Raw genomic sequence first — 26,532 nt, 5'->3', positions numbered from 1 at the left:
CCATGAGCAAGATCGTTATTCGCGGTGCGCGGATCCTCGGCGGCGAGCCCGGGGACGTCCTGATCGACGGCGAGACCGTCACTGAGGTGGCCGCCTCCATCGACGCCGCCGGCGCCACCGTGATCGAGGCCGAGGGACAGATCCTGCTGCCCGGCCTGGTCGACCTGCACACCCATCTGCGCGAGCCCGGCCGTGAGGACTCCGAGACCGTTCTCACCGGCACCAGGGCCGCGGCCGTCGGCGGCTTCACCGCCGTCCACGCCATGGCCAACACCTTCCCGGTCGCCGACACCGCCGGCGTCGTCGAGCAGGTCTGGCGGCTCGGCCGGGAGTCCGGTTACTGCGACGTGCAGCCCGTCGGCGCGGTCACCGTCGGTCTGGAGGGCAAGCAGCTCGCCGAGCTCGGCGCGATGCACGACTCCGCCGCCGGGGTGAAGGTCTTCTCCGACGACGGCAAGTGCGTCGACGACGCGGTGATCATGCGCCGCGCCCTGGAGTACGTGAAGGCCTTCGACGGCGTCGTCGCCCAGCACGCCCAGGAGCCCCGGCTCACCGAGGGCGCCCAGATGAACGAGGGCATCGTCTCGGCCGAGCTGGGACTCGGCGGCTGGCCCGCCGTCGCCGAGGAGTCGATCATCGCCCGCGACGTCCTCCTCGCCGCCCACGTCGACTCCCGCGTCCACATCTGCCACCTCTCCACCGCCGGCTCCGTGGAGATCGTCCGCTGGGCCAAGTCCAAGGGCTGGAACGTCACCGCCGAGGTCACCCCGCACCACCTCCTGCTCACCGACGAGCTGGTGCGCACCTACAACCCGGTCTACAAGGTGAACCCGCCGCTGCGCACCGAGGCCGACGTCCTGGCCCTGCGCGAGGCGCTCGCCGACGGCACGATCGACTGCGTCGCCACCGACCACGCCCCGCACCCGCACGAGGACAAGGACTGCGAGTGGGCCGCGGCCGCCATGGGAATGGTGGGCCTGGAGACCGCGCTCTCGGTCGTCCAGCAGACGATGGTGGACACCGGCCTGATGGACTGGGCGGGCGTCGCGGACCGGATGTCCTTCCGCCCCGCGGCCATCGGCCGGCTCGAAGGACACGGCCGCCCCGTCTCGGCGGGTGAGCCCGCCAACCTCACCCTGGTCGATCCGGCATACCGTGGAGCCGTGGACCCCGCGGGCTTCGCGTCCCGCAGCCGCAACACCCCCTACGAGGGCCGTGAGCTGCCGGGCCGCGTCACCCATACCTTCCTGCGGGGCCGTGCCACGGTCGTCGACGGGAAGCTCGCGTGACAACTCTGACCCCCCTGTACCACCTGGCCGCCGAGCAGAAGTCGGCGGAAGTGACGGACTGGGCCGCCCGCATCGCCTGGGTGGTCGGCCTGCTCGTCTTCATCGCCCTCGTCTACTGGCTGATGCGCCAGGGCTGGAAGTGGCGCGGCAGCCTCCAGTCCGGCATGCCGGAGCTCCCGGCCACCCCCGAGGGCTTCGCCGACGACGAGACGCTGCTGACGCTGGCGGGGCGCTACCACGCCTCCACCACCGCCGGGCAGTGGCTCGACCGGATCGTCGCGCACGGCCTGGGCACCCGCAGCCGTACCGAGCTCAGGCTCACCGCCCGCGGCCTGGACGTCGTACGCCCCGGCGCGAGCGACTTCTTCGTCCCGGCCGAGGCCCTGCGCGAGGCCCGTCTCGACAAGGCGCTCGCGGGCAAGGTCCTCCCCGAGGGCGGCCTCCTGATCATCACCTGGGCGCACGGCGAGACGCTGATCGACTCCGGCTTCCGCTCCGACCGCGCCGCCGAGCACCGGGCCTGGGTCGACGCCGTCAACCGGCTCACCGGTGGCCCGGCCGCCACGGAACTCACCAGCACCCCTACGGAAGGCACCGCACGATGACGATCTCCACCCGGGGGGACCAGACCCCCGCCGTACTCGTCCTGGAGGACGGTCGCGCCTTCCGCGGCCGCGCCTACGGGGCCGTGGGGGAGACCTTCGGCGAAGCGGTGTTCTCCACCGGCATGACCGGCTACCAGGAAACGCTGACCGACCCCTCGTACCACCGCCAGGTCGTCGTCATGACGGCCCCGCACGTCGGCAACACCGGCGTCAACGACGAGGACCCCGAGTCCGGTCGCATCTGGGTCTCCGGCTACGTCGTCCGCGACCCCGCCCGCAAGCCCTCCAACTGGCGCTCCCGGCGCTCGCTGGACGAGGAGCTGGTGGCGCAGGGCGTCGTCGGCATCAGCGGCGTCGACACCCGTGCCCTCACCCGCCACCTGCGCGAGCGCGGCGCGATGCGCGTCGGGATCTTCTCCGGCAACGCGATCCCCGACGAGGGCACCCTGCTCGCCAGGGTCCGCCAGGCCCCCGAGATGACCGGCGCCGACCTCTCCGCCGAGGTCGCCACCAAGGAGGCCTACGTCGTCCCCGCGATCGGCACGAAGAAGTTCACCGTCGCCGCGATCGACCTCGGCATCAAGGGCATGACCCCGCACCGGATGGCCGAACGCGGCATCGAGGTGCACGTGCTGCCCGCCACCGCCACCCTGGAGGAGGTGTACGCGGTGGAGCCGGACGGCGTCTTCTTCTCCAACGGCCCCGGCGACCCGTCCACCGCCGACCACCCGGTCGCCCTCATGCGGGGCGTCCTCACGCGCTCCACCCCGCTCTTCGGTATCTGCTTCGGCAACCAGATCCTCGGCCGCGCGCTCGGCTTCGGCACCTACAAGCTGAAGTACGGCCACCGCGGCATCAACCAGCCGGTGCAGGACCGCACCACCGGCAAGGTCGAGGTCACCGCGCACAACCACGGCTTCGCCGTCGACGCCCCGCTGGACCGGGTGTCCGACACGGAGTTCGGCCGCGCCGAGGTCTCCCACGTCTGCCTGAACGACCAGGTGGTCGAGGGCCTCCAGCTTCTGGACCGGCCCGCCTTCAGCGTCCAGTACCACCCCGAGGCGGCCGCCGGCCCGCACGACGCCGCGTACCTCTTCGACCGTTTCACCACCCTGATGGAGGGCCAGCGTGCCTAAGCGCTCCGATATCCAGTCCGTCCTGGTCATCGGCTCCGGTCCGATCGTCATCGGCCAGGCCGCCGAGTTCGACTACTCCGGCACCCAGGCCTGCCGCGTCCTCAAGGCCGAGGGCCTGCGCGTCATCCTGGTGAACTCCAACCCGGCGACGATCATGACCGACCCGGAGATCGCCGACGCCACCTACGTCGAGCCGATCACCCCCGAGTTCGTCGAGAAGATCATCGCCAAGGAGCGCCCCGACGCGCTCCTGCCCACCCTCGGCGGCCAGACGGCGCTGAACACCGCGATCTCGATGCACGACAACGGCGTCCTGGAGAAGTACGGCGTCGAGCTCATCGGCGCCAACGTCGAGGCGATCAACAAGGGCGAGGACCGCGACCTCTTCAAGGGCGTCGTCGAGGCCGTCAAGGCGAAGATCGGATACGGCGAGTCCGCCCGCTCCGTCATCTGCCACACCATGGACGACGTCATCGCCGGCGTCGACACCCTCGGCGGCTACCCCGTGGTCGTCCGTCCCTCCTTCACCATGGGCGGCGCCGGCTCCGGCTTCGCCCACGACGAGGAGGAGCTGCGCCGCATCGCCGGACAGGGCCTCACGCTCTCCCCGACCACCGAGGTGCTCCTGGAGGAGTCCATCCTCGGCTGGAAGGAGTACGAGCTGGAGCTGATGCGCGACCGCAACGACAACGTCGTGGTCGTCTGCTCCATCGAGAACTTCGACCCGATGGGCGTCCACACCGGCGACTCCATCACCGTCGCCCCGGCCATGACGCTCACCGACCGCGAGTACCAGCGGCTGCGCGACGTCGGCATCGCGATCATCCGCGAGGTCGGCGTCGACACCGGCGGCTGCAACATCCAGTTCGCCATCGACCCCGTCGACGGCCGGGTCATCGTCATCGAGATGAACCCGCGCGTCTCCCGCTCCTCGGCGCTCGCCTCCAAGGCCACCGGCTTCCCGATCGCCAAGATCGCCGCCAAGCTGGCCGTCGGCTACACCCTCGACGAGATCCCCAACGACATCACCGAGAAGACGCCGGCCTCCTTCGAGCCGACCCTCGACTACGTCGTCGTCAAGGCCCCGCGCTTCGCCTTCGAGAAGTTCCCCTCCGCCGACTCCACCCTCACCACCACCATGAAGTCGGTGGGCGAGGCCATGGCGATCGGCCGGAACTTCACCGAGGCGCTCCAGAAGGCCCTGCGCTCGCTGGAGAAGAAGGGCTCGCAGTTCGCCTTCACCGGCGAGCCGGGCGACAAGGACGAGCTGCTCGCGGAAGCGGTCCGCCCGACCGACGGCCGGATCAACACCGTCATGCAGGCGATCCGGGCCGGAGCCACCCAGGAGGAGGTCTTCGACGCCACGAAGATCGACCCCTGGTTCGTCGACCAGCTCTTCCTGATCAAGGAGATCGCCGACGAGCTGGCCTCCGCCGAGCGCCTGGACGCCGACCTGATCGCCGAGGCCAAGCGGCACGGCTTCTCCGACGCCCAGATCGGCGAGATCCGCGGGCTGCGCGAGGACGTCGTCCGCGAGGTCCGGCACGCGCTGGGCATCCGGCCGGTCTACAAGACCGTTGACACGTGCGCCGCCGAGTTCGCCGCGAACACGCCGTACTTCTACTCCTCCTACGACGAGGAGAGCGAGGTCGCGAGCCGCACCAAGCCGGCCGTGATCATCCTCGGCTCGGGCCCCAACCGCATCGGCCAGGGCATCGAGTTCGACTACTCCTGCGTGCACGCCTCCTTCGCCCTGAGCGACGCGGGCTACGAGACCGTCATGGTCAACTGCAACCCCGAGACCGTCTCCACCGACTACGACACCTCCGACCGGCTCTACTTCGAGCCGCTCACCCTGGAGGACGTCCTGGAGATCGTGCACGCCGAATCGCTGGCGGGCCCGATCGCCGGTGTCATCGTGCAGCTCGGCGGCCAGACCCCGCTCGGCCTCTCCCAGGCGCTCAAGGACAACGGCGTGCCCGTCGTCGGCACCTCCCCGGAGGCCATCCACGCCGCCGAGGACCGGGGCGCCTTCGGCCGGGTCCTGGCCGAGGCCGGACTGCCCGCGCCCAAGCACGGCACCGCCACCACCTTCGGCGAGGCCAAGGCCATCGCCGACGAGATCGGCTACCCCGTCCTCGTCCGGCCGAGTTACGTCCTCGGCGGCCGCGGCATGGAGATCGTGTACGACGAGACGCGCCTCGCCTCGTACATCGCCGAGTCCACCGAGATCAGCCCCACCCGGCCGGTCCTGGTCGACCGCTTCCTCGACGACGCCATCGAGATCGACGTGGACGCCCTCTACGACGGCGCCGAGCTGTACCTCGGCGGCGTCATGGAGCACATCGAGGAGGCCGGCATCCACTCCGGCGACTCGGCCTGCGCCCTGCCCCCGATCACGCTCGGCGGCTTCGACATCAAGCGGCTGCGCGCCTCCACCGAGGGCATCGCCAAGGGCGTCGGCGTGCTCGGACTGATCAACATCCAGTTCGCGCTCTCCGGCGACATCCTCTACGTCCTCGAAGCCAACCCGCGCGCCTCCCGCACGGTCCCCTTCACCTCGAAGGCGACCGCGGTCCCGCTCGCCAAGGCCGCCGCCCGCATCTCGCTGGGCGCGACCATCGCCGAGCTGCGCGCGGAGGGCCTGCTGCCGAAGACCGGCGACGGCGGCACCCTGCCGCTGGACGCGCCGATCTCCGTCAAGGAGGCCGTGATGCCGTGGTCGCGATTCCGCGACATCCACGGCCGGGGCGTCGACACGGTCCTCGGCCCGGAGATGCGCTCCACCGGCGAGGTCATGGGCATCGACTCGGTCTTCGGCACGGCGTACGCCAAGTCCCAGGCGGGCGCCTACGGCCCGCTGCCCACCGGGGGCCGCGCGTTCATCTCGGTCGCCAACCGGGACAAGCGCTCGATGATCTTCCCGGCCCGCGAGCTGGTCGCCCACGGCTTCGAGCTGATGGCCACCTCCGGCACCGCCGAGGTCCTCAAGCGCAACGGCATCAACGCCACCATCGTGCGCAAGCAGTCCGAGGGCACCGGCCCGAACGGCGAGAAGACGATCGTGCAGCTCATCCACGACGGCGAGGTCGACCTCATCGTCAACACGCCGTACGGCACCGGCGGCCGGCTCGACGGCTACGAGATCCGCACCGCGGCCGTCGCCCGCTCCGTACCGTGCCTGACCACGGTCCAGGCGCTCGCCGCCGCCGTCCAGGGCATCGACGCCCTCAACCACGGCGACGTCGGCGTCCGTTCCCTCCAGGAACACGCGGAACACTTGACCGCGGCGCGCGACTAGCCGCCCGGAGAGGGGGACACCGTCAAACGGTGTCCCCCTCTTTGCGAGCCCTGTCGAGCACACCGAGCACCAAGGACATCTCTTCATGTACAAGCTCTTCTTCCGGCTGGTCTTCCAGCGCATGGACCCCGAGCAGGCCCACTACGCCGCCTTCCGCTGGATCCGCCTCGCCGCCCGCGTCCCCGTCCTGCGCACCTTCGTCGCCGCCGTCCTCGCCCCGCGCTTCAAGGAGCTGCGCACCGAGGCCCTCGGCCTGCGGATGCACGGCCCCTTCGGACTCGCCGCCGGCTTCGACAAGAACGCCATCGCGATCGACGGCATGGCGATGCTCGGCTTCGACCACATCGAGATCGGCACCGTCACCGGCGAACCGCAGCCCGGCAACCCCAAGAAGCGTCTCTTCCGGCTCGTCGCGGACCGCGCGCTGATCAACCGCATGGGCTTCAACAACGAGGGCTCCGCCGCCGTCGCCGCCCGCCTGGCCGCACGCAGTCCCGTCTTCCGCACCACCGTCGGCGTCAACATCGGCAAGACCAAGGCCGTGCCCGAGGCCGAGGCCGCCGCCGACTACGTGAAGTCCACCGAGGCCCTCGCCGGTCACGCCGACTACCTGGTCGTCAACGTCTCCTCGCCCAACACCCCCGGCCTGCGCAACCTTCAGGCCACCGAGTCGCTGCGCCCGCTGCTCACCGCCGTCCGCGAAGCCGCCGACCGCACCGTCACCACCCGGCGCGTCCCGCTGCTCGTCAAGATCGCCCCGGACCTCGCGGACGAGGACGTCGACGCGGTCGCCGACCTCGCCGTGGAACTCGGCCTGGACGGCATCATCGCCACCAACACCACCATCGCCCGCGAGAGCCTGGGCCTGAAGTCCGACCCCGCCCTGGTGGCGGAGGTCGGCGGACTGTCCGGCGCGCCCCTCACGGAACGCTCGCTGGAGGTCCTGAGCCGCCTGTACGCCCGTGTGGGGGACCGGATCACCCTGGTCGGCGTCGGGGGCATCGAGAACGCCGAGGACGCCTGGCAGCGGATCCTCGCCGGGGCCACCCTCGTCCAGGGCTACAGCGCCTTCATCTACGAAGGTCCCTGCTACGCCCGTGCGATCCACCGGGGCCTCGCCGCCCGGCTCGCCGCCTCCCCGTACGCCACCCTCGCCGAGGCCGTCGGCGCCGAGACCCGGAAGAAGGCCGCCCTGTGACGCTCGAACCCTTCGGCGCCCGACTGCGCCACGCCATGGACACCCGTGGGCCGCTCTGCGTCGGCATCGACCCGCACGCCTCGCTGCTCACCTCCTGGGGCCTGAACGACGACGTCGCGGGCCTGGAGCGCTTCACCCGGACCGTCGTGGAGGCGCTGGCCGACCGGGTCGCCGTCCTCAAGCCGCAGTCGGCGTTCTTCGAGCGGTTCGGCTCGCGCGGCATCGCCGTACTGGAGAAGGCCGTCGAGGAGGCGCGGGCCGCCGGCGCGCTCGTCCTGATGGACGCCAAGCGCGGCGACATCGGCTCCACCATGGGCGCCTACGCGGCGACCTTCCTGGACCAGGACTCCCCGCTCTTCTCCGACGCGGTCACCGTCTCCCCGTACCTCGGCTTCGGCTCGCTGCGCCCGGCGCTCGACGCCGCCGCCGTCTCCGGCGCGGGCGTCTTCGTCCTGGCCCTCACCTCCAACCCGGAGGGCGCCGAGGTCCAGCGGGCCACGGCCGCCGACGGCCGCCCGCTCGCCCAGCTGATGCTCGACCACATGGCGGCGGAGAACGAGGGCGCGACCCCGCTCGGCTCGGTCGGCGCGGTGGTCGGCGCGACGCTGGGCGACGCGGGAGTGAACCTGGCGATCAACGGGCCGCTGCTGGCGCCCGGCATCGGCGCGCAGGGGGCGACCCCGGCGGATCTTCCCGCGGTCTTCGGCGACGCGGTGGGCAACGTGGTGCCCAGCGTGAGCCGGGGCGTGCTGCGCCACGGCCCGGACGTGTCCGGGCTGCGCGAAGCCGCCGAACGGTTCGCGGACGAGGTCCGCGGCGCCGTATCCGGCAGCTGACCCTGACACGTTTACAGCGTGTTGACGAAATACTGACGAGAAACCTGGTCGATATGTCGCGAAAATCCTGGTCGGCCACAGCTGACCAGGACTTTTCGTCTGTTCTCGCTGACTACAGCGGCCCTTGCCGCTAGTCTCCGTCGAAGAGCGGCCGAGCACAGTGTGTTCGGCTCTCACCTGGTGGGTGGCGTCCAGCTTCCCCGCCGGTCCGTATCCGACAGATCGACATCCGAGGTGACGTAGGCGTGGCTCTTCCGCCCCTTACCCCTGAACAGCGCGCAGCCGCGCTCGAAAAGGCCGCCGCGGCTCGCCGGGAGCGGGCCGAGGTCAAGAATCGACTCAAGCACTCCGGCGCCTCCCTCCACGAGGTCATCAAGCAGGGCCAGGAGAACGACGTCATCGGGAAGATGAAGGTCTCCGCACTGCTGGAATCCCTGCCGGGCGTCGGCAAGGTCCGCGCCAAGCAGATCATGGAGCGTCTCGGCATCTCCGAGAGCCGCCGGGTCAGGGGTCTTGGCTCCAATCAGATCGCATCCCTGGAGCGTGAGTTCGGCGGCAGCCCCGCCTGACGTTCTCAGGCACTCCTGGGAACCTGGATAATCGCCCCATGGCTGCAACATCCCGGGGGACGTCCCCCGTACCCCCGGACGTACGTCCGCGGCTGACCGTGCTCTCCGGCCCTTCGGGCGTCGGCAAGAGCACGGTCGTCGCTCATATGCGCACCGTGCACCCCGAGGTCTGGCTCTCCGTGTCGGCGACGACACGCAAGCCGCGCCCCGGGGAGCGCAACGGTGTCCACTACTTCTTCGTGGACGACGAGGAGTTCGACAAACTCGTCGCCAACGGTGAACTGCTGGAGTGGGCCGAGTTCGCGGGCAACCGCTACGGCACGCCGCGCCGCGCCGTGCTGGACCGCCTGGAGGCCGGTGAGCCGGTCCTGCTGGAGATCGACCTCCAGGGCGCCCGGCTGGTCCGCCAGTCGATGTCCGACGCGCGCCTGGTCTTCCTGGCGCCGCCGAGCTGGGAGGAGCTGGTGCGCCGGCTCACCGGCCGGGGCACCGAGGCGCCCGAGGTCATCGAGCGCCGGCTCGCCGCCGCCAAGATCGAACTGGCTGCCGAGGCCGAGTTCGATACGACGCTCGTCAACACCTCCGTCGAGGACGTGGCGCGTGAGCTGCTAACGTTGATGCTTCAGGCTTAGATCTCTTTGATCTTTGACCTTTTACCCCCTTCGGAAGGCAGAGAGTGTCCTCTTCCATCACCACGCCCGAGGGCATCATCAACCCGCCGATTGATGAGCTCCTCGAGGCCACCGACTCGAAGTACAGCCTGGTGATCTACGCGGCCAAGCGCGCCCGCCAGATCAACGCGTACTACTCGCAGCTCGGCGAGGGCCTCCTCGAGTACGTCGGTCCGCTCGTCGACACCCATGTGCACGAGAAGCCGCTGTCGATCGCGCTCCGCGAGATCAACGCGGGCCTGCTGACCTCCGAGGCCATCGAGGGCCCCGCGCAGTAACGCAGCAGCACCTTCACTCCAGGCCCGGCGGCCCGTCCGCCGGGCCTGAGGTGTGTCCGGGGCCGGATGAACGCGTTCGGTGCGGTGAGGCAGCATGGGACGGATACGTTGCCTTACGTTGCCGAGTGCGGGGAGACGCAGTGGACAAGCCGAAGGTCGTCCTGGGGGTCAGCGGGGGGATCGCCGCCTACAAGGCGTGCGAGCTGCTGCGCCGGCTGACCGAGTCCGGCCACGACGTACGGGTCGTCCCGACCGCCGCGTCGCTGCACTTCGTGGGGGCCGCCACCTGGTCGGCGCTCTCCGGCCACCCCGTGTCCGACGAGGTCTGGGAGGACGTCCACGAGGTCCCGCACGTGCGGATCGGGCAGGGCGCCGATCTCGTCGTGGTCGCCCCGGCCACCGCGGACATGCTGGCCAAGGCCGCCCACGGGCTCGCCGACGACCTGCTCACCAACACGCTCCTGACCGCCCGCTGTCCGGTGGTCTTCGCTCCGGCCATGCACACCGAGATGTGGGAGCACCCGGCCACCCAGGAGAACGTCGCCACGCTGCGCCGCCGGGGCGCGGTCGTCATCGAGCCCGCCGTCGGGCGGCTCACCGGCGTCGACACCGGCAAGGGCCGGCTGCCCGATCCCGGCGAGATCTTCGAGGTCTGCCGTCGGGTGCTGGCGCGCGGTGTCACCGGGCCGGACCTCGCGGGCCGCCATGTGGTGATCAGCGCGGGCGGCACCCGCGAGCCGCTCGACCCGGTGCGCTTCCTGGGCAACCGCTCCTCCGGCAAGCAGGGTTACGCGCTGGCGCGCACCGCGGTGGCCCGGGGCGCCCGGGTCACCCTGATCGAGGCCAACACCGGGCTGCCCGATCCGGCGGGGGCCGACGTCCTGCGGGTCGGCACGGCCGTCCAGCTGCGCGAGGCGGTGCTGAAGGCGGCCCCCGACGCGGACGTCGTGGTGATGGCGGCCGCGGTGGCCGACTTCCGCCCTGCCGAGTACGCCTCGGGCAAGATCAAGAAGAAGGACGGCCAGGAGGCGCCCGCTCTCACCCTGGTCCGCAACCCCGACATCCTCGCCGAGGTCTCCGCCGAGCGCGCCCGGCCCGGCCAGATCGTCGTCGGATTCGCCGCGGAGACCGACGACGTGCTGGCCAACGGCCGTGCGAAGCTCCGCCGCAAGGGCTGCGACCTCCTCGTGGTCAACGAGGTGGGGGAGCGCAAGACCTTCGGCTCGGAGGAGAACGAAGCGGTCGTCCTCGCCGCCGACGGCCAGGAGACGCCGGTGCCGTACGGCCCCAAGGAAGCTCTTGCCGACACGGTCTGGGATCTGGTTTCAGGAAGGTTCCAGCCGATTTCATAATCAACCCTCCGGGCGAGCGAAAGCGTCCCATAAGCCCCAAAACGGTGGCCGGGGAGGGTGGATTGTCCTACTGGAACAACGAGTGGCGCACGTCACGAACCTCCCAAAGGGCGAGACACCTGGCCCGGCTGCCGGATGCGACCGATAAACTGGCCGACGGTACGGGCCGAGCGCAGCTCTCGGGCGTGCCACCCATGATCAGCCAGCAGCCGCTGCAACCCCAGGGAGCGATGTGTCCCGCCGTCTCTTCACCTCGGAATCCGTCACCGAGGGTCACCCCGACAAGATCGCTGACCAGATCAGCGACACGATTCTCGACGCGCTCCTGCGCGAGGACCCCGCCTCGCGCGTCGCCGTCGAGACCTTGATCACCACGGGTCTGGTGCATGTCGCGGGCGAGGTCACCACCAAGGCCTACGCCGACATTCCCAACCTCGTGCGCAACAAGGTTCTGGAGATCGGTTACGACTCCTCCAAAAAGGGCTTCGACGGTGCTTCCTGCGGCGTCTCGGTGTCGATCGGCTCGCAGTCGCCGGACATCGCGCAGGGCGTCGACACCGCGTACGAGAAGCGGGTCGAGGGTGATGAGGACGAGCTCGACAAGCAGGGCGCGGGCGACCAGGGCCTGATGTTCGGCTACGCCTGCGACGAGACCCCGGAGCTGATGCCGCTCCCGATCCACCTCGCGCACCGCCTCGCCCGCCGGCTGTCCGAGGTGCGCAAGAACGGGACCATCCCCTACCTGCGTCCCGACGGCAAGACCCAGGTCACCATCGAGTACGACGGTGACAAGGCGGTCCGGCTGGACACGGTGGTCGTCTCCTCGCAGCACGCCTCCGACATCGACCTGGACTCGCTGCTCGCGCCCGACATCCGCGAGTTCGTCGTCGAGCACGTGCTCGGACTGCTCGTCGAGGACGGCATCAAGCTGGACACCGAGGGCTACCGCCTCCTGGTGAACCCGACCGGCCGCTTCGAGATCGGCGGCCCGATGGGCGACGCCGGTTTGACCGGCCGCAAGATCATCATCGACACCTACGGCGGCATGGCCCGGCACGGCGGCGGCGCCTTCTCCGGCAAGGACCCGTCCAAGGTCGACCGCTCCGCCGCGTACGCGATGCGCTGGGTCGCCAAGAACGTGGTGGCGGCCGGTCTCGCCGCACGCTGCGAGGTCCAGGTCGCCTACGCGATCGGCAAGGCCGAGCCCGTCGGTCTGTTCGTCGAGACCTTCGGCACCGCCGCGGTCGACACCGAGAAGATCGAGAACGCGATCGGCGAGGTCTTCGACCTCCGCCCCGCCGCGATCATCCGGGACCTCGACCTGCTCCGCCCGATCTACGCCCAGACCGCCGCCTACGGCCACTTCGGGCGTGAGCTGCCGGACTTCACCTGGGAGCGCACCGACCGCGTGGACGCCCTGCGCGCCGCCGCCGGTCTGTAGCAAACCGTCCCGCGGACGACAGCGGGGCGGGTGTCATCGAGTACGGCAGCGGGGCCCGGACACCGAACGCGGTGGCCGGGCCCCGCTGCCGTGCCCCCGCCGTTGTCAGTGGTCTCTGGTAGGAATTCAGCTGTGAGCAGCGAGAACGAGCAGTCCGCCGAGCCCGGCGCCGGGCCGCCGGAGCAGCTTGCGCTGATCCGGGAGACCGTGCGCCGGGCGAAGGTGCCGCGCGCCAAGCCGCGGACCTGGCGCGGCGCCCCGCTCGCCGAGGAACTGCCCGTCGCCCGCGTCCTGGTCAACAAGGGCGTCCTCCACCTCGACCAGTACTTCGACTACGCGGTCCCCGAGGAGCTGGACGCCGACGCCCGGCCGGGCGTCCGGGTGCGGGTGCGCTTCGGGGCCGGCGGGCGCAACGTCCAGGGCGGCCGGCGCGAGGGCGGCGGCCTGATCGACGGCTTCGTCGTCGAGCGCCGCGCCGAATCCGACTACCAGGGCGCACTGGCCGCCCTCGCCTCTGTGGTCTCCCCGGAGCCGGTCCTCGGGCCCGATCTGCTCGCTCTCTGCCGCGCCGTCGCCGACCGGTACGCGGGCAGCCTCGCCGACGTCCTCCAGCTCGCCGTCCCGCCCCGCAACGCCCGCGCCGAGTCCAAGCCGTCCCCGGACCCGCTGCCCCCGCCCCCGCCCCCCGACCCGGGCACCTGGGAGCGGTACGGCCAGGGCCCCGCCTTCCTGCGCGCGCTGGCCGAGGGCGGAGCGCCGCGCGCGGTGTGGACCGCCCTGCCCGGCCCGCACTGGCCCGCCGAGATCGCCGGGACCGTCGCGGCGACGCTCTCCTCCGGGCGCGGAGCGCTCGTCGTCGTCCCGGACGGACGGGCCGCCGGACGGGTCGACGCGGCCCTGACCGAGCTGCTCGGCACGGGCCGGCACGCCCTGCTGACCGCCGACTCCGGCCCCGAGAAGCGCTACCGGCAGTGGCTCGCGGTCCGCCGCGGCTCGGTCCGGGCGGTCGTGGGGACCCGGGCCGCCATGTTCGCCCCCGTCCAGGACCTCGGCCTGGTCGTCGTCTGGGACGACGGGGACTCCAGCCACAGCGACGACAACGCCCCCTTCCCGCATGTCCGCGAGGTCCTGGAGCTGCGGGCCGCCCAGGGCCGCTGCGGTTTCCTGCTCGGCGGGCACAGCTGCACGGTCGAGGCCGCCCAGCTCGTGGAGAGCGGCTGGGCGCTGCCGCTCCTCGCCGACCGCGAGCGGCTGCGCCGGGCCGCGCCCCTGATCCGTACGGTCGGGGACGGCGAGCTGGCCAGGGACGGGGCCGCCCGTTCCGCCCGACTGCCCAGCCTCGCCTGGCAGACGGTGCGTGACGGCCTGCGCAGCGGTCCGGTGCTGGTCCAGGTGCCCCGCCGGGGTTACGCCCCCCGGCTCGCCTGCGAACGCTGCCGCACCCCCGCCCGCTGCCGGCACTGCGCGGGCCCCCTCCAGGCCCCGGACCAGCAGGATCTGAACTGCGCCTGGTGCGGGCGGGCCGAGCGGGCCTGGCACTGCGCGGAGTGCGGCTCGCCCCGGCTGCGCGCCCAGATCGTCGGCGCCCGCCGCACCGCGGAGGAGCTGGGCCGGGCCTTCCCCGCCGTGCCCGTCCGCACCTCGGGGCGCGACCACATCCTGGACGCGGTGCCCGACGCCCCCGCCCTGGTCGTCAGCACGCCGGGCGCGGAGCCCGTCGCCGACGGCGGGTATGCGGCAGCCCTGCTCCTGGACGGCTGGGCCATGCTCGGCCGGCCCGACCTGCGGGCGGGTGAGGAGGCGCTGCGCCGGTGGACGGCGGCGGGGGCGCTGGTGCGGGGACAGGACGAGGGCGGCACGGTGGTGATCGTGGCCGAGCCGACGGAGCGTGCGGTGCAGGCGCTGGTCCGCTGGGACCCGGCGGGATTCGCCCGGCGGGAGCTGGCGGAGCGGGCCGAGCTGGGCTTCCCGCCGGTCTCCCGGATGGCTTCGGCGACCGGCCCGGCCGCGGCGCTGGCCGCGTTCCTCCGGGCCGCCGGGCTGCCGCCGGAGGCCGAGATCCTGGGGCCGGTGCCGGTCGCGGCGGCCGAGCCGGGCAGGCCCCGCCGGCCGGGGGACGCCCCGCCGGGGGAGAGCTGGGAGCGCGCGCTGATCCGGGTGGTCCCGGGACGGGGGGCGGCGCTCGCCCGCGCCCTCAAGACGGCGCTCGCGGCCCGCATGGCCAAGGGCGCGAACGAGCCGATACGCATCAGGATCGACCCGCCGGAGATCGGCTGAGGCGACGGGGGAGACCCTCGCCGTCATCGAGGGAGGGTGGGGCCGGCGGATCCCGCCCGGGTCCTCGACGCCCGGCCCTTCCCCGTCCGCCGGACACCGCTGCGGGCCCGGACGCGGGACTGCCCCGCCGTGCGACCGGCACGGTGGGGCAGAGGGGCGGGGGTGCGGTCAGCCGTTGCGGGGGCCCGGGAAGGCGCCGGGGCGCAGTTCCTCGCGGACCGGCTGCTGGCCCGACGCATGCTGCGGCGGCATCGAGCGGGCCGCCGGGACCGAGGGCACCGGGGAGGCGGGCCCCCCGGCGGAGGGCCCGGCCAGGCCGGGAGCGACGGACACCGGGCGCGGCACGGCCGTCGTCTCGCCGCCCGTCTCGGCGGCGGGCTGCGGCGTGGCCCGGCGCGTTCCGTAACGGCGGTGCACGGCCTGCTTGGTGACGCCGAGGGCGGAGCCCACCGCGTCCCAGGAGAAGCCCAGCGAGCGGTCGAAGTCCACCGCGGCCGTGACCAGGGTCTCGACGCTGTCCCGCAGTTCCTGCGCGAGGCGGACGGTGGGGGCCGGGGCCCTGCCGTAGACGACGAAGCCCGCGGAGGGGCCGGAGCGGCGCGGACGGTAGACGTTGCCCAGCTGGGCGGTGAGGGTGCGCAGCGCGTCCACCTGCCGCCGGACCCGCTCGATGTCCCGCACCAGAAGATGCAGACTGGCCCGCGCTTGGGCGTCGTGCGTTGCGTGGTCGGCCATGAAGAAGCCTCTCGAACCGGCGTTGAAAGGGATCGGGCCGCATCGGGGCGGCCCGCTTCGGTCAATCTCCTTTGACCAACGCCCGAGCCGGGTATGTGGTCACGCTATAGGGGCGTATGTGCATATGCACGGGGCGTGCGCGGCGCGCGTACGCCCCCCGGCCGCCGTGCGGTCGTCAGCAGGTGAGCCGGGTGCGCTCCCGGGGCCACCCCCTAGACTGGTGTGCTGCTCGTCACCGTACGTCTTGGCCCGAGAGGCAGTCAGCCACCCATGAAGCTCGTCTTCGCCGGCACCCCCGAAGTCGCCATCCCCGCCCTGGACGCCCTGATCGCCTCCGACCGCCATGAGGTGGCCGCCGTCGTGACCCGTCCCGACGCCCCCGCCGGGCGCGGCCGCCGACTCGTCGCGAGCCCGGTGGCCGAGCGGGCGGCGGAGGCCGGGATCGAGGTGCTCAAGCCCGCGCGCCCCCGGGACGAGGAGTTCCTCGCCCGGCTGCGGGAGATCGCTCCGGACTGCTGCCCGGTCGTCGCGTACGGAGCCCTGCTGCCCAAGGTGGCCCTGGATGTGCCCGCCCGCGGCTGGGTCAACCTGCACTTCTCGCTGCTGCCCGCCTGGCGGGGCGCGGCGCCGGTCCAGCACTCGGTGATGGCCGGGGACGAGGTCACCGGCGCGTCGACCTTCCTGATCGAGGAGGGGCTGGACTCCGGCCCGGTCTACGGCGTCCTCACCGAGGAGATCCGCCCCACCGACACCAGCGGCGACCTGCTCACCCGGCTCGCCTTCGCCGGCGCCGGGCTGCTCGCCGCCACCATGGACGGCATCGAGGACGGCACGCTGCACGCCGTGCCCCAGCCCCACGAAGGCGTCACCCCGGCCCCGAAGATCACCGTCGAGGACGCCGAGGTCCAGTGGTCCGCGCCCGCCCTGCGGGTCGACCGGGTGGTGCGCGGCTGCACCCCGGCCCCCGGCGCCTGGACCCTGTTCCGCGGCGAGCGGCTCAAGCTGATCCAGGCCACACCGGTCCTGGACCGGACCGACCTGGCCCCGGGCGAGCTGTCGGCCGCCAAGAACAACGTGTACGTGGGCACCGGATCGCACGCGGTCGAGCTGCTCTGGGTCCAGCCGCAGGGCAAGAAGCCGATGAAGGCCGCCGACTGGGCGCGCGGCGTCCGCATCGTCCACGGCGAGCTGCTGGGCCTCTGAGTCCCACGCCCCGGGGGCCGGGCCGCAGTTCGAGGGGCCCGGGGCGGCGACGTACGCTGGGAGGGTTCGCCCCTCTCACCATCAGCGGAGCACCTTTCACGTGAACGACCAGCCGCGTCGCCGTCCCGCCAGGCCCCACCGCCGTCCGCAGAAGGACCCGGTCCGTTTCCTCGCCTTCGAGGCGCTCCGGGCCGTCGACGAGCGCGACGCGTACGCCAACCTCGTGCTGCCCCCGCTGCTGAAGAAGGCCCGCGCCAAGGGCGACTTCGACAGCCGGGACGCGGCGCTGGCGACCGAGCTGGTCTACGGCACGCTGCGCCGGCAGGGCACGTACGACGCGATCGTGGCGGCCTGCATCGACCGGCCGTTGCGCGAGGTCGACCCGCCGGTCCTCGACGTCCTCAACATGGGCGTCCACCAGCTGCTCGGCACCCGCATCCCCACCCACGCGGCCGTCTCCGCCAGTGTGGAGCTGGCCCGGGTGGTGCTGGGGGAGGGGCGCGCGAAGTTCGTCAACGCGGTGCTGCGCAAGGTCACCGCGCACGATCTCGACGGCTGGGTGGAGAAGGTCGCCCCGCCGTTCGATCAGGACGCGGAGGACCACCTGTCCATCGTGCACTCCCACCCCCGCTGGATCGTCTCCGCCCTCTGGGACGCGCTGGGCGGCGGCCGGGCGGGCATCGAGGACCTCCTCGAGGCCGACAACGAGCGGCCCGAGGTGACCCTGGCGGCCCGCCCCGGCCGCTCCACCACCGACGAGCTGGTCAAGGCCCTGGGCGAGGACAACTCCCTGCCGGGCCGCTGGTCCCCGTACGCCGTGCGGATGGTCGAGGGCGGCGAGCCAGGCGCGCTGGAAGCCGTCCAGGAGGGCCGGGCCGGCGTTCAGGACGAGGGCAGCCAGCTGGTCGCCGCCGCCCTGGCCGCCGCACCCGTGGAGGGCCGCGACACCCGCTGGCTGGACGGCTGCGCGGGCCCCGGGGGCAAGGCCGCCCTGCTGGCCGCGCTCGCCGCCGGGCGGGGCGCCGCCCTGCTCGCCGCCGAGAAGCAGCCGCACCGCGCCCGGCTGGTCGAGCGGGCGCTCGCCGGCAACCCCGGTCCGTATCAGGTGATCACCGCCGACGGCACCCGCCCGCCGTGGCTGCCCGGCACCTTCGACCGCATCCTGATGGACGTGCCCTGCTCCGGCCTGGGCGCGCTGCGGCGTCGCCCGGAGTCCCGCTGGCGGCGGCGCGCCGAGGACCTGGAGAGCTTCGCCCCGCTCCAACGCGGCCTGCTGCGCGAGGCGTTGAAGGCCGTACGGATCGGCGGCGTGGTCGGCTACGCGACCTGCTCGCCGCATCTCGCGGAGACCCGCGTGGTGGTCGAGGACGTTCTCAGGGGCCGGGGCGGGGAGCCGGTGGCGGCGGAGTGGATCGACGCCCGCCCGCTGATGCCCGGGGTGCCCGCCCTGGGGGAGGGGCCCGACGTCCAGCTCTGGCCGCATCTGCACGGTACGGACGCGATGTATCTGGCGCTGCTGCGCCGGACCGGCTGAATCTCGCCCCGGTCAACGGCAAAAGAAGAGTAAAGCGCTGGCAAAATGACCAGAATGTGCGAACTGTGATGGCCGCGTGAGGCTTCGGGGCCCATCGAGGCGGGGAACCGGCCCGGAACGTGGCAGGCTTGGGGGCATGGCGCAGATCAACCCCAGCATCCTGTCCGCCGATTTCGCGCGTCTCGCCGAGGAGGCGAAGGCCGTCGAAGGCGCGGACTGGCTCCACGTCGATGTCATGGACAACCACTTCGTGCCCAACCTGACCCTCGGCGTGCCGATCGTCGAAGCGCTCAGCAAGGCCACGGACACCCCGCTGGACTGCCACCTCATGATCGAGGACGCGGACCGCTGGGCCCCGCAGTACGTCGAGGCCGGCGCCGGTTCCGTCACCTTCCACGTGGAGGCCGCGGCGGCCCCGGTGCGCCTGGCACGCGAGATCCGGGCCAAGGGGGCGCGCGCCTCGATGGCGCTGAAGCCCGCGACGCCCATCGAGCCGTACGAGGACCTGCTCCCCGAGCTGGACATGCTGCTGATCATGACGGTCGAGCCGGGCTTCGGGGGCCAGGCGTTCCTCGACATCATGCTGCCGAAGATCCGTCGCACCCGGGAGCTGATCAGCAAGCACGGCCTCGAACTGTGGCTCCAGGTCGACGGCGGGGTCTCGGCCACCACCATCGAGCGGTGTGCCGAGGCCGGCGCCGACGTCTTCGTGGCCGGATCCGCGGTCTACGGTGCGGCGGACCCGGCGGCGGCGGTGCGGCAGCTGCGGGCGCAGGCGGACGCGGTGACGGCCGGCGCCCCCTGGGCATGCGGCCACTGAACCAAGGACAGATGAACGCGGCCCGACAGGGCCGATCAAGGATCGCCGGATCTGACAGGATGAACGGCGTATCGGGCGTGTGAACAGCAGTGAGGAGATCGCGGTGTCTGGCATCTCGGCGGGTCGGTCAGCCATGCGGATGGGACCCGCGGAGCTGGTGCAGGCGGCGGCCATGGCCCGCCGGTTCTACCTGGAGGGCAAGTCCAAGATCCAGATCGCCGAGGAGTTTGGCGTGAGCCGCTTCAAGGTGGCCCGGGTCCTGGAGACCGCCCTCGAACGCGATCTCGTACGCATCGAGATCCGGGTCCCGGCCGAGCTGGACGCCGAACGCTCCGACGCTCTGCGCGCCCGCTACGGGCTGCGGCACGCGGTGGTCGTCGAGTCCCCGGCAGAGGAGCAGGAGGACGCCCCCGACCCGGAGAATCTGGGCGAGGTCGCGGCCGACCTCCTCGGCGAGCTGGTGGCCGAGGGCGATGTGCTCGGCCTGGCCTGGGGCCGCTCCACCATCCACATGGCGGCGGCCCTCGACCGGCTCCCGCCGTGCACGGTCGTCCAGCTGACCGGCGTCTACGACGCGGGCACCGCCGAGCGCGGCTCGGTCGAGGCGGTCCGCCGGGCCGCTCAGGTCTCCGGCGGCGAGGCGCACCCCATCTACGCCCCGATGCTGCTGCCCGACCCCGCGACGGCCGCCGCGCTGCGCGACCAGACGGGCATCGCCCGCGCCTTCGAGTACTTCGACAAGGTGACGGTCGCCGCCGTCTCCATCGGTTCCTGGGAGCCGGGCATCTCCACCGTCCACGACATGCTCTCGGACGAGGAGCGCGCCCACTACGCCTCGCTCGGCGTCGCCGCCGAGATGTCCGCGCACCTCTTCGACTCCGACGGCCGCCGGGTCGGCCGCGACCTGGGCGAGCGCTGCATCACCGTGGAGGCGGACCGGCTGCGCCGGATCCCCGAGGTGGTCGCCATCGCGGGCGGCCAGCGCAAGGCGGCGGCGATCGGCGCGGTGCTGCGCTCGGGCCTGGTCACCAGCCTGGTGACGGACACCGCCGCGGCCGACTACCTGCTCACCGAGTCCGCCGCGGGCGATCGCCCGGCGCTGGAGCGGGCGGACCCCGACGGGGAGTGACACCGACAGGAACGCGCCGGGGGCCGGACACCGCACAGGGTGTCCGGCCCCCGGCGCGTCGCGTGCTCAGCCCGCGGGAGGGGCCTTGGCCGTGCACGGGGCAGGGGCGCCGGCCTCGGTGCGCGCGGGCGGGACGCCCAGCACGGTCTCCTCCAGATACTCCTCCGGCTCCTCGTACTGGCCCACGTCGGCGGAGTTGTAGCGCGGCGTCCGGCGCGACCAGTCCAGGTTGCCGCGCATCCAGCTCCGCATCCCGTCGAGGTAGGGCACCAGCAGCCCGGACAGCTCCGGATACAGCTCCAGCAGCTCGTCCTCGGCGGTCAGGAAGCGTTCGGTCTCCCTCGCCAGCCGCTCCGCGACATGGTCCAGCGCCTGCTGCTCGCCGAAGCCCCGGTGGTGGCGGACCAGGTGGACGAGGTTGTGGATCTCGCCGAGCACCTGCTCCTTCTCGAAGGAGTACACGTCGTTGGCCCAGCACACGTGGTTGCACGCGGCTTCCAGGGCGGTGATGAAGCGGGGGTCGTTGTGGAGCGACTCCGGGGCCTCGATGCCCGCCACGATCTCTATGAGGTCCATGCAGACGTGGATCGCCCCGGTGTGCCGCCGCTTGGCGATGTACGTGTCCTCCGACGGCACCACGTTCCCGGCGCGGTTTCCCGCCTCCCAGGTCGTGGCGGTCGTGAGGTAGGTGACCAGGTGCCAGGCGAACCGGGTCCGCCAGTGCGGGGCCGTGTTCGGCGTCGTACGTTCCCACAGGTCGGTCAGGGCGGTCAGGGCGGCCGGGACCTCTTCCCCCGGCAGCGGCTCGGGGGCCGAGCCGTCGACGACCGCGCGCATCCGGTCGACCACATCTCTCACCCGGTCGGGTGAACGCCCGAGGTGGCCGTCGTCGAGCTGGTCGTCGACCAGGAAGAGCCAGACGAACCAGTCGGCCACCAGATCGAGATGTTCCTCGTCGGCCGTCGGGTGGACCATGCCGACGAACGACCCGAAATCGGCTTGTTCGAACCGGTTCCTCGCGGACTCGCGGTGGACCAGCCCCGTCCGTCTGGTCCAGGCGTCCAGATGCCCCCGGGTGTGTCCCACGTGCGGGTTGATCCGCTGCGGGAACGGGCAGTAGATGTCCGGCAGTTCGCTGTCCACGGGCGGATCTGGATCCTCTCCGGTCACACGGTGTGCCCAGGGGGGCCGATGAGCCGGATCGACGCTTCGGACACCCCCGAGACCTGCGGGTTTGAAGCTACCTGACCCTTTGTCACCCGGTCCAGGTATGGTGATCACGAATGATTCGAATCCCGTTCGGGTAGGGTCCGTGGGTAAGGCAGGTTCCACTTGCCCGGAGCCCCCGGCCGCCTCTTCGGAGGAACAGACGAACGCGGGGGTCCTTTGCTGTGTCTTCGTGGAAACGACCTGCACCGTTTCGTATGAAAAAATGAGTGTTATGCGTTTTCTTGAGCCGGGCACCGGTCGCTACACAGAGTCCCCCGCGGTCCCGTACGACCTCACGTACGACGACGTCTTCATGGTCCCGGGCCGCTCCGCGGTCGGCTCCCGGCAGGGGGTGGACCTCTCGTCGCCCGACGGAACCGGCACCACCATCCCGCTCGTGGTCGCCAACATGACCGCCGTCGCGGGCCGCCGGATGGCCGAAACCATCGCCCGTCGCGGTGGCCTCGTCGTCATCCCCCAGGACATCCCGATCGAGGTCGTCGCCGACGTCATCTCCTGGGTCAAGACGCGCCACCTCGTCCTCGACACCCCGATCGAGCTGGCCCCCGGCCAGACCGTCGCCGACGCGCTGTCGCTGCTGCCCAAGCGCGCCCACGGCGCGGGCGTCGTCGTCGACGCCGACCGGCGTCCCGTGGGCGTCGTCACCGACCACGACCTCACCGGCGTCGACCGCTTCACCCAGCTCTCCGAGGTCATGTCCAAGGACCTGGTGCTGCTCGACGCGGACATCGACCCGCGCGACGCCTTCAACAAGCTCGACGGCGCCAACCGCAAGCTCGCCCCCGCGGTCGACGCGCAAGGACGCCTCGTCGGCATCCTCACCCGCAAGGCCGCCCTGCGCGCCACGCTCTACACCCCCGCCACCGACGCCGGGGGCAAGCTGCGCATCGCGGCCGCCGTCGGCATCAACGGCGACGTGGCCGGCAAGGCCAAGCAGCTCCTGGACGCGGGCGCCGACGTCCTGGTCGTGGACACCGCCCACGGCCACCAGGAATCCATGATCAGCGCCGTCCGGGCGGTCCGGGCGCTCGACCCGCGGGTGCCGATCGTCGCGGGCAACATCGTCGCCGCCGAGGGCGTGCGCGACCTCATCGAGGCGGGCGCGGACATCATCAAGGTCGGCGTCGGCCCCGGCGCCATGTGCACCACCCGGATGATGACCGGCGTCGGCCGCCCGCAGTTCTCCGCCGTCCTGGAGTGCGCCGCCGAGGCGAAGAAGCACGGCAAGCACGTCTGGGCCGACGGCGGCGTCCGGCACCCGCGCGACGTCGCGATGGCGCTCGCCGCCGGCGCGTCCAACGTGATGATCGGCTCCTGGTTCGCGGGGACGTACGAGTCGCCCGGCGACCTCCAGCAGTCCGCCGACGGCCGCTTCTACAAGGAGTCCTTCGGGATGGCCTCGGCCCGCGCGGTGAAGAACCGCACCTCGGACGAGTCCGCGTACGACCGTGCCCGCAAGGCGCTCTTCGAGGAGGGCATCTCCACCTCGCGGATGTTCCTCGACCCGACCCGTCCGGGCGTCGAGGACCTCATCGACTCGATCATCGCGGGAGTCCGTTCCTCCTGCACCTACGCCGGTGCGGGCTCCCTCGCGGAGTTCGCCGAGAAGGCGGTCGTCGGCGTGCAGAGTGCCGCCGGTTACGCCGAGGGCAAGCCGCTGCACGCCAGCTGGAGTTGATCCCTGATTCGCCTCAACACCCCTGCCCCCTCCGGTACTTCGTCTCTGGCGCGCCGGAGGGGGCAGGGGTGTTTCCGGGCCCCCGGAGGTGGCCGGGGAGCCGCTTCAACTCTGTTGAAAATTAAGTAATATGAGGCGCACTCAGCTACCTGCCTCTCTGCGGTAAGGGATCTCATGTCCTTCTTCACTGACCTGGCCCACCAGTACATCGACGGCGAGTGGAGGCCGGGTAAGGGGTCCTGGGACATCATCGACTTCAACCCGTTCGACGGGGAGAAGCTCGCCTCGATCCCGGTCGCCACCGCCGAGGAGGTCGACCAGGCCTACCGCGCCGCCGAGCGCGCCCAGCAGGCGTGGGCGGACACCAACCCGTACAGCAGGCGGGCCGTCCTGGAGAAGGCGCTGCGCATCGTCGAGGAGCGCGAGCCGGAGATCGGCGAGGCGATCGTCGCCGAGCTCGGCGGCACCCGGCTGAAGGCCGGCTTCGAACTGCACCTGGCCAAGGAGTTCCTCCGCGAGGCGATCCAGCTGGCCCTGCGCCCGGACGGACAGATCCTGCCCTCGCCGACCGAGGGCAAGGAGAACCGCGTCTACCGGGTGCCCGTCGGGGTCGTCGGCGTGATCAGCCCGTTCAACTTCCCCTTCCTGCTCTCCCTCAAGTCCGTCGCGCCCGCGCTGGCCCTCGGCAACGCCGTCGTCCTCAAGCCGCACCAGAACACCCCGATCTGCGGCGGCACCCTGCTGGCCAAGGTCTTCGAGGACGCCGGGCTGCCCGCCGGGCTGCTGAACGTCGTGATCACCGACATCGCGGAGATCGGCGACACCCTGCTGGAGCACCCCGTGCCGCAGGTCATCTCCTTCACCGGCTCGGACAAGGTCGGCCGCCACGTCGCCACCGTCTGCGCCCAGAACCTCAAGCGCGCCGTCCTCGAACTCGGCGGCAACAGCGCCCTGATCGTGCTCGACGACGCCGACGTGGACTACGCCGTCGACGCCGCGGTCTTCAGCCGGTACGTCCACCAGGGCCAGGTCTGCATGGCCGCCAACCGCATCCTCGTCGACCGCGCCGTCGAGGCGGAGTTCACCGAGAAGTTCGTCGCCAAGGTCGCCTCGCTCACCGTCGGCGACCCCGCCGACCCGGCCACCCAGATCGGCCCGCTGATCAACTCCTCGCAGGCCGAGTCCGTCTCCAAGCTCGTCGACCAGACCGTGGCGGCCGGGGCGACGGCCCTCCTGCACGGCCGCGCCGACGGCAACCTCGTCAGCCCCTCCGTGCTGACCGGCCTCGCCGCCGACTCGCCCGTCCTGCACCAGGAGATCTTCGGCCCCGTCGCCCTGCTGATCCCCTTCGACGGCGAGGACGAGGCCGTCCGCATCGCCAACGACACCCCGTACGGGCTCAGCGGCGCGGTCCACACCGGCAACCTCGAGCGCGGCGTGCGGGTCGGGCAGCTCATCCACACCGGCATGATCCACATCAACGACGGCACCATCCACGACGAGCCGATCGTCCCCTTCGGAGGCGAGAAGAGCTCGGGCCTGGGCCGGCTGAACGGCGACTCGATGATCGAGGCCTTCACCACCCAGAAGTGGATCTCCATCCAGCACGGCCGCTCGCAGTTCCCCTTCTGACCGGCCGCCTCCACTGCGCCGAGCACGCCCGCGACGGCGGCTCATGGTCTACTGCGACTACCGCGGGAGGCGGCACCGTCCGCCTCCCGTCCCCAGCAGCCGACCCACCGCAGAGAAGTGAACCGCCCGACGTGCGCCTGAACGACCTCGACGAACGCATCGTCCACGCCCTCGCCGAAGACGCCCGGCGCTCCTACGCCGACATCGGCGCGCGCATCGGCCTCTCCGCCCCCGCCGTGAAACGCCGCGTCGACCGGCTGCGGGCCGACGGCGCGATCACCGGATTCACCGTGCGGGTCGACCCGGCGGCGCTCGGCTGGGAGACCGAGGGGTTCATCGAGATCTACTGCAGCCGCAACACCTCCCCGGAGTCCATCAAGCAGGGCCTCGCCCGCTACCCGGAGGTCGCCTCGGCCTCCACGGTGACCGGGGAGGCGGACGCCGTGGTGCAGGTCTTCGCCGCCGACATGCGCCACTTCGAACAGGTCCTGGAACGGATCGCGGGGGAGCCGTACGTCGAGCGGACGAAGTCCGTCCTGGTGCTCTCGCCCCTGCTGCGCAGGTACTCGGCGGAGGCGCCGCCCGCCTAGGACCGTCCGTCGGACAGGCCGGGGAGCTGTGGCCCGCGTCACCCCGCTGACCTGCGGAGATTCCCGGCGCAACGATTCGCCGCCAGGGCCCCTTCGCACGCAACGAATCAACGGTCGATGCGCAACACTCGCGCCTTGTCCGGGCCGATCGGGGCCGCGTACCTTCGATACGTCTCCCACCCCGCCCGCACCGCCCGAGGTCAGCCATGCCGTCGTTGCGTACCGCCCTGCTCCAGAGTTCCGGACGGCCGGGCGCCGTCGCCGAGAACCTGAAGGTGCTCGACGAGGCCGCCGCACGGGCCGCCGACGCGGGGGCCCGCCTGCTGGTCTCGCCCGAGCTGTTCCTCACCGGATACGCGATCGGCGACGCCGTGCCGGTACTGGCCGAGCCGGCCGACGGCCCCGGCGCCGAGGCCGTCGCCGAGATCGCCGTACGCCACGGCCTCGCCGTCCTGTACGGCTACCCGGAGCGCGAGGGGGAGCGGATCTTCAACGCGTCCCAGCTCATCGGCCCCGACGGCGGGCGCCTCGCGAACTACCGCAAGACCCACCTCTTCGGCTGCTTCGAGCAGGAGTGGTTCACCCCCGGCGACCAGCCGGTCGTCCAGGCCGAGCTGGACGGCCTCCGGATCGGCCTGCTGATCTGCTACGACGTCGAGTTCCCGGAGAACGTACGGGCGCACGCCCTGGCCGGCACCGATCTGCTGCTGGTGCCCACCGCGCAGATGCACCCCTTCCAGTTCGTCGCCGAATCCGTCGTCCCCGTACGGGCCTTCGAGAGCCAGATGTACGTGGCGTACGTCAACCGCACCGGCCCGGAAGGCGCGTTCGAGTTCGTCGGGCTCAGCTGTCTGGCCGGCCCCGACGGCACCGTGCGCACCCGCGCCGGCCGCGGCGAGGAGCTCGTCGTCGGCGAGGTGGACCCGGAGTTCCTGGCCGCGTCCCGCGCCGCCAACCCCTACCTGCACGACCGCCGCCCCGGTCTGTACGGCTCCCTCGGCTGAGCCTCCACCGCTGCTTCCCCCTGT

Annotated in this window: 22 protein-coding genes; 20 read left to right on the top strand and 2 right to left on the bottom strand. The window is 71.9% G+C overall.

What is annotated here, in order from left to right; genetic code table 11:
- Positions 1–2: 2 nt before the first annotated feature.
- The 12 genes from ACH4UK_RS24010 (at position 3) to ACH4UK_RS23955 (ending at position 14,953) form a co-directional block, all read left to right on the top strand.
- Positions 3–1,289, top strand: coding sequence for a dihydroorotase (locus tag ACH4UK_RS24010; RefSeq protein ID WP_398359401.1), 1,287 nt, complete (start codon positions 3–5; stop codon positions 1,287–1,289).
- Positions 1,286–1,894 (top strand): hypothetical protein, encoded by a 609-nt coding sequence (locus ACH4UK_RS24005; RefSeq protein ID WP_398359399.1) that lies wholly within the window; start codon positions 1,286–1,288, stop codon positions 1,892–1,894. The genes ACH4UK_RS24010 and ACH4UK_RS24005 overlap by 4 nt, the downstream gene beginning before the upstream one ends.
- On the top strand, positions 1,891–3,030 hold the full coding sequence (carA, locus tag ACH4UK_RS24000; protein WP_398359397.1) for a glutamine-hydrolyzing carbamoyl-phosphate synthase small subunit: 1,140 nt from the start codon (positions 1,891–1,893) through the stop codon (positions 3,028–3,030). Before ACH4UK_RS24005 ends, carA begins: the two co-directional genes overlap by 4 nt.
- Positions 3,023–6,331: a carbamoyl-phosphate synthase large subunit gene (gene carB / locus ACH4UK_RS23995; RefSeq protein ID WP_398359395.1), complete on the top strand. Its 3,309-nt coding sequence runs from the start codon at positions 3,023–3,025 to the stop codon at positions 6,329–6,331. Before carA ends, carB begins: the two co-directional genes overlap by 8 nt.
- A gap of 85 nt (positions 6,332–6,416) precedes the next feature.
- The gene (locus tag ACH4UK_RS23990; RefSeq protein WP_398359393.1) at positions 6,417–7,529 is read left to right on the top strand and encodes a quinone-dependent dihydroorotate dehydrogenase; all 1,113 of its coding nucleotides are present in this window, start codon (positions 6,417–6,419) and stop codon (positions 7,527–7,529) included.
- Positions 7,526–8,365 (top strand): orotidine-5'-phosphate decarboxylase, encoded by an 840-nt coding sequence (pyrF, locus tag ACH4UK_RS23985; RefSeq protein ID WP_398359391.1) that lies wholly within the window; start codon positions 7,526–7,528, stop codon positions 8,363–8,365. The genes ACH4UK_RS23990 and pyrF overlap by 4 nt, the downstream gene beginning before the upstream one ends.
- A 245-nt stretch (positions 8,366–8,610) precedes the next feature.
- Positions 8,611–8,934, top strand: a complete 324-nt coding sequence (locus ACH4UK_RS23980) for an integration host factor (protein WP_003970367.1) — start codon at positions 8,611–8,613, stop codon at positions 8,932–8,934.
- Between the two features lie 38 nt (positions 8,935–8,972).
- Positions 8,973–9,566 (top strand): guanylate kinase, encoded by a 594-nt coding sequence (gene gmk / locus ACH4UK_RS23975; protein ID WP_026290991.1) that lies wholly within the window; start codon positions 8,973–8,975, stop codon positions 9,564–9,566.
- A 44-nt stretch (positions 9,567–9,610) separates the two neighbouring features.
- Positions 9,611–9,883, top strand: coding sequence for a DNA-directed RNA polymerase subunit omega (gene rpoZ / locus ACH4UK_RS23970; protein ID WP_003970369.1), 273 nt, complete (start codon positions 9,611–9,613; stop codon positions 9,881–9,883).
- Positions 9,884–10,023: 140 nt separating this feature from the next.
- The gene (coaBC, locus tag ACH4UK_RS23965) at positions 10,024–11,235 is read left to right on the top strand and encodes a bifunctional phosphopantothenoylcysteine decarboxylase/phosphopantothenate--cysteine ligase CoaBC (protein WP_398359389.1); all 1,212 of its coding nucleotides are present in this window, start codon (positions 10,024–10,026) and stop codon (positions 11,233–11,235) included.
- A gap of 232 nt (positions 11,236–11,467) precedes the next feature.
- The gene (gene metK, locus ACH4UK_RS23960) at positions 11,468–12,676 is read left to right on the top strand and encodes a methionine adenosyltransferase (protein WP_398359387.1); all 1,209 of its coding nucleotides are present in this window, start codon (positions 11,468–11,470) and stop codon (positions 12,674–12,676) included.
- A gap of 132 nt (positions 12,677–12,808) precedes the next feature.
- Positions 12,809–14,953, top strand: coding sequence for a primosomal protein N' (locus ACH4UK_RS23955; protein WP_398359385.1), 2,145 nt, complete (start codon positions 12,809–12,811; stop codon positions 14,951–14,953).
- A 168-nt stretch (positions 14,954–15,121) separates the two neighbouring features.
- Here the strand turns inward: ACH4UK_RS23955 and ACH4UK_RS23950 are convergent, their stop codons facing one another.
- Positions 15,122–15,688, bottom strand: a complete 567-nt coding sequence (locus ACH4UK_RS23950) for a hypothetical protein (protein ID WP_398359383.1) — start codon at positions 15,686–15,688, stop codon at positions 15,122–15,124.
- A gap of 270 nt (positions 15,689–15,958) precedes the next feature.
- On the opposite strand from ACH4UK_RS23950, the gene fmt reads away from it, so the two are divergent.
- The 4 genes from fmt to ACH4UK_RS23930 all read left to right on the top strand — a co-directional run bounded on the left by fmt (position 15,959) and on the right by ACH4UK_RS23930 (position 20,374).
- On the top strand, positions 15,959–16,891 hold the full coding sequence (gene fmt, locus ACH4UK_RS23945) for a methionyl-tRNA formyltransferase (protein WP_398359381.1): 933 nt from the start codon (positions 15,959–15,961) through the stop codon (positions 16,889–16,891).
- Between the two features lie 100 nt (positions 16,892–16,991).
- Positions 16,992–18,425: an RsmB/NOP family class I SAM-dependent RNA methyltransferase gene (locus ACH4UK_RS23940; RefSeq protein WP_398359379.1), complete on the top strand. Its 1,434-nt coding sequence runs from the start codon at positions 16,992–16,994 to the stop codon at positions 18,423–18,425.
- 136 nt (positions 18,426–18,561) lie between these two features.
- Positions 18,562–19,245, top strand: a complete 684-nt coding sequence (gene rpe, locus ACH4UK_RS23935) for a ribulose-phosphate 3-epimerase (RefSeq protein WP_398359377.1) — start codon at positions 18,562–18,564, stop codon at positions 19,243–19,245.
- 133 nt (positions 19,246–19,378) lie between these two features.
- Positions 19,379–20,374 (top strand): sugar-binding transcriptional regulator, encoded by a 996-nt coding sequence (locus ACH4UK_RS23930; RefSeq protein ID WP_398359375.1) that lies wholly within the window; start codon positions 19,379–19,381, stop codon positions 20,372–20,374.
- 66 nt (positions 20,375–20,440) lie between these two features.
- Here ACH4UK_RS23930 and ACH4UK_RS23925 read toward each other — a convergent pair whose 3' ends face one another.
- A complete protein-coding gene (locus tag ACH4UK_RS23925) occupies positions 20,441–21,517 on the bottom strand; it encodes a terpene cyclase (protein WP_398359373.1) in 1,077 nt (358 codons plus the stop codon).
- A 298-nt stretch (positions 21,518–21,815) separates the two neighbouring features.
- Between ACH4UK_RS23925 and ACH4UK_RS23920 the strand changes: the two genes are divergently transcribed.
- The 4 genes from ACH4UK_RS23920 to ACH4UK_RS23905 all read left to right on the top strand — a co-directional run bounded on the left by ACH4UK_RS23920 (position 21,816) and on the right by ACH4UK_RS23905 (position 26,508).
- On the top strand, positions 21,816–23,282 hold the full coding sequence (locus ACH4UK_RS23920) for a GuaB1 family IMP dehydrogenase-related protein (RefSeq protein ID WP_398359371.1): 1,467 nt from the start codon (positions 21,816–21,818) through the stop codon (positions 23,280–23,282).
- A 174-nt stretch (positions 23,283–23,456) separates the two neighbouring features.
- Positions 23,457–24,914, top strand: coding sequence for an aldehyde dehydrogenase family protein (locus ACH4UK_RS23915; RefSeq protein WP_398359369.1), 1,458 nt, complete (start codon positions 23,457–23,459; stop codon positions 24,912–24,914).
- A 131-nt stretch (positions 24,915–25,045) separates the two neighbouring features.
- On the top strand, positions 25,046–25,504 hold the full coding sequence (locus ACH4UK_RS23910) for an Lrp/AsnC family transcriptional regulator (RefSeq protein WP_398359368.1): 459 nt from the start codon (positions 25,046–25,048) through the stop codon (positions 25,502–25,504).
- Positions 25,505–25,710: 206 nt separating this feature from the next.
- Positions 25,711–26,508: a carbon-nitrogen hydrolase family protein gene (locus ACH4UK_RS23905; RefSeq protein ID WP_398359366.1), complete on the top strand. Its 798-nt coding sequence runs from the start codon at positions 25,711–25,713 to the stop codon at positions 26,506–26,508.
- Positions 26,509–26,532: the final 24 nt, after the last annotated feature.

It is taken from the genome of Streptomyces sp. NPDC020884 (assembly GCF_044333935.1).
Classification (GTDB): domain Bacteria; phylum Actinomycetota; class Actinomycetes; order Streptomycetales; family Streptomycetaceae; genus Streptomyces.
This window is presented reverse-complemented; position numbering and strand designations above follow the sequence as displayed.

What these genes read in the sequence shown, in the direction of transcription:
- ACH4UK_RS24010 (WP_398359401.1), top strand. Translation starts at nt 3, where the DNA reads ATGAGCAAGATCGTTATTCGCGGTGCGCGGATCCTCGGCGGCGAGCCC.
- carA (WP_398359397.1), top strand. Translation starts at nt 1,891, where the DNA reads ATGACGATCTCCACCCGGGGGGACCAGACCCCCGCCGTACTCGTCCTG.
- ACH4UK_RS23990 (WP_398359393.1), top strand. Translation starts at nt 6,417, where the DNA reads ATGTACAAGCTCTTCTTCCGGCTGGTCTTCCAGCGCATGGACCCCGAG.
- gmk (WP_026290991.1), top strand. Translation starts at nt 8,973, where the DNA reads ATGGCTGCAACATCCCGGGGGACGTCCCCCGTACCCCCGGACGTACGT.
- ACH4UK_RS23950 (WP_398359383.1), bottom strand. Translation starts at nt 15,688, where the DNA reads ATGGCCGACCACGCAACGCACGACGCCCAAGCGCGGGCCAGTCTGCAT.
- fmt (WP_398359381.1), top strand. Translation starts at nt 15,959, where the DNA reads ATGAAGCTCGTCTTCGCCGGCACCCCCGAAGTCGCCATCCCCGCCCTG.
- rpe (WP_398359377.1), top strand. Translation starts at nt 18,562, where the DNA reads ATGGCGCAGATCAACCCCAGCATCCTGTCCGCCGATTTCGCGCGTCTC.
- ACH4UK_RS23930 (WP_398359375.1), top strand. Translation starts at nt 19,379, where the DNA reads ATGCGGATGGGACCCGCGGAGCTGGTGCAGGCGGCGGCCATGGCCCGC.
- ACH4UK_RS23920 (WP_398359371.1), top strand. Translation starts at nt 21,816, where the DNA reads ATGCGTTTTCTTGAGCCGGGCACCGGTCGCTACACAGAGTCCCCCGCG.
- ACH4UK_RS23915 (WP_398359369.1), top strand. Translation starts at nt 23,457, where the DNA reads ATGTCCTTCTTCACTGACCTGGCCCACCAGTACATCGACGGCGAGTGG.
- ACH4UK_RS23905 (WP_398359366.1), top strand. Translation starts at nt 25,711, where the DNA reads ATGCCGTCGTTGCGTACCGCCCTGCTCCAGAGTTCCGGACGGCCGGGC.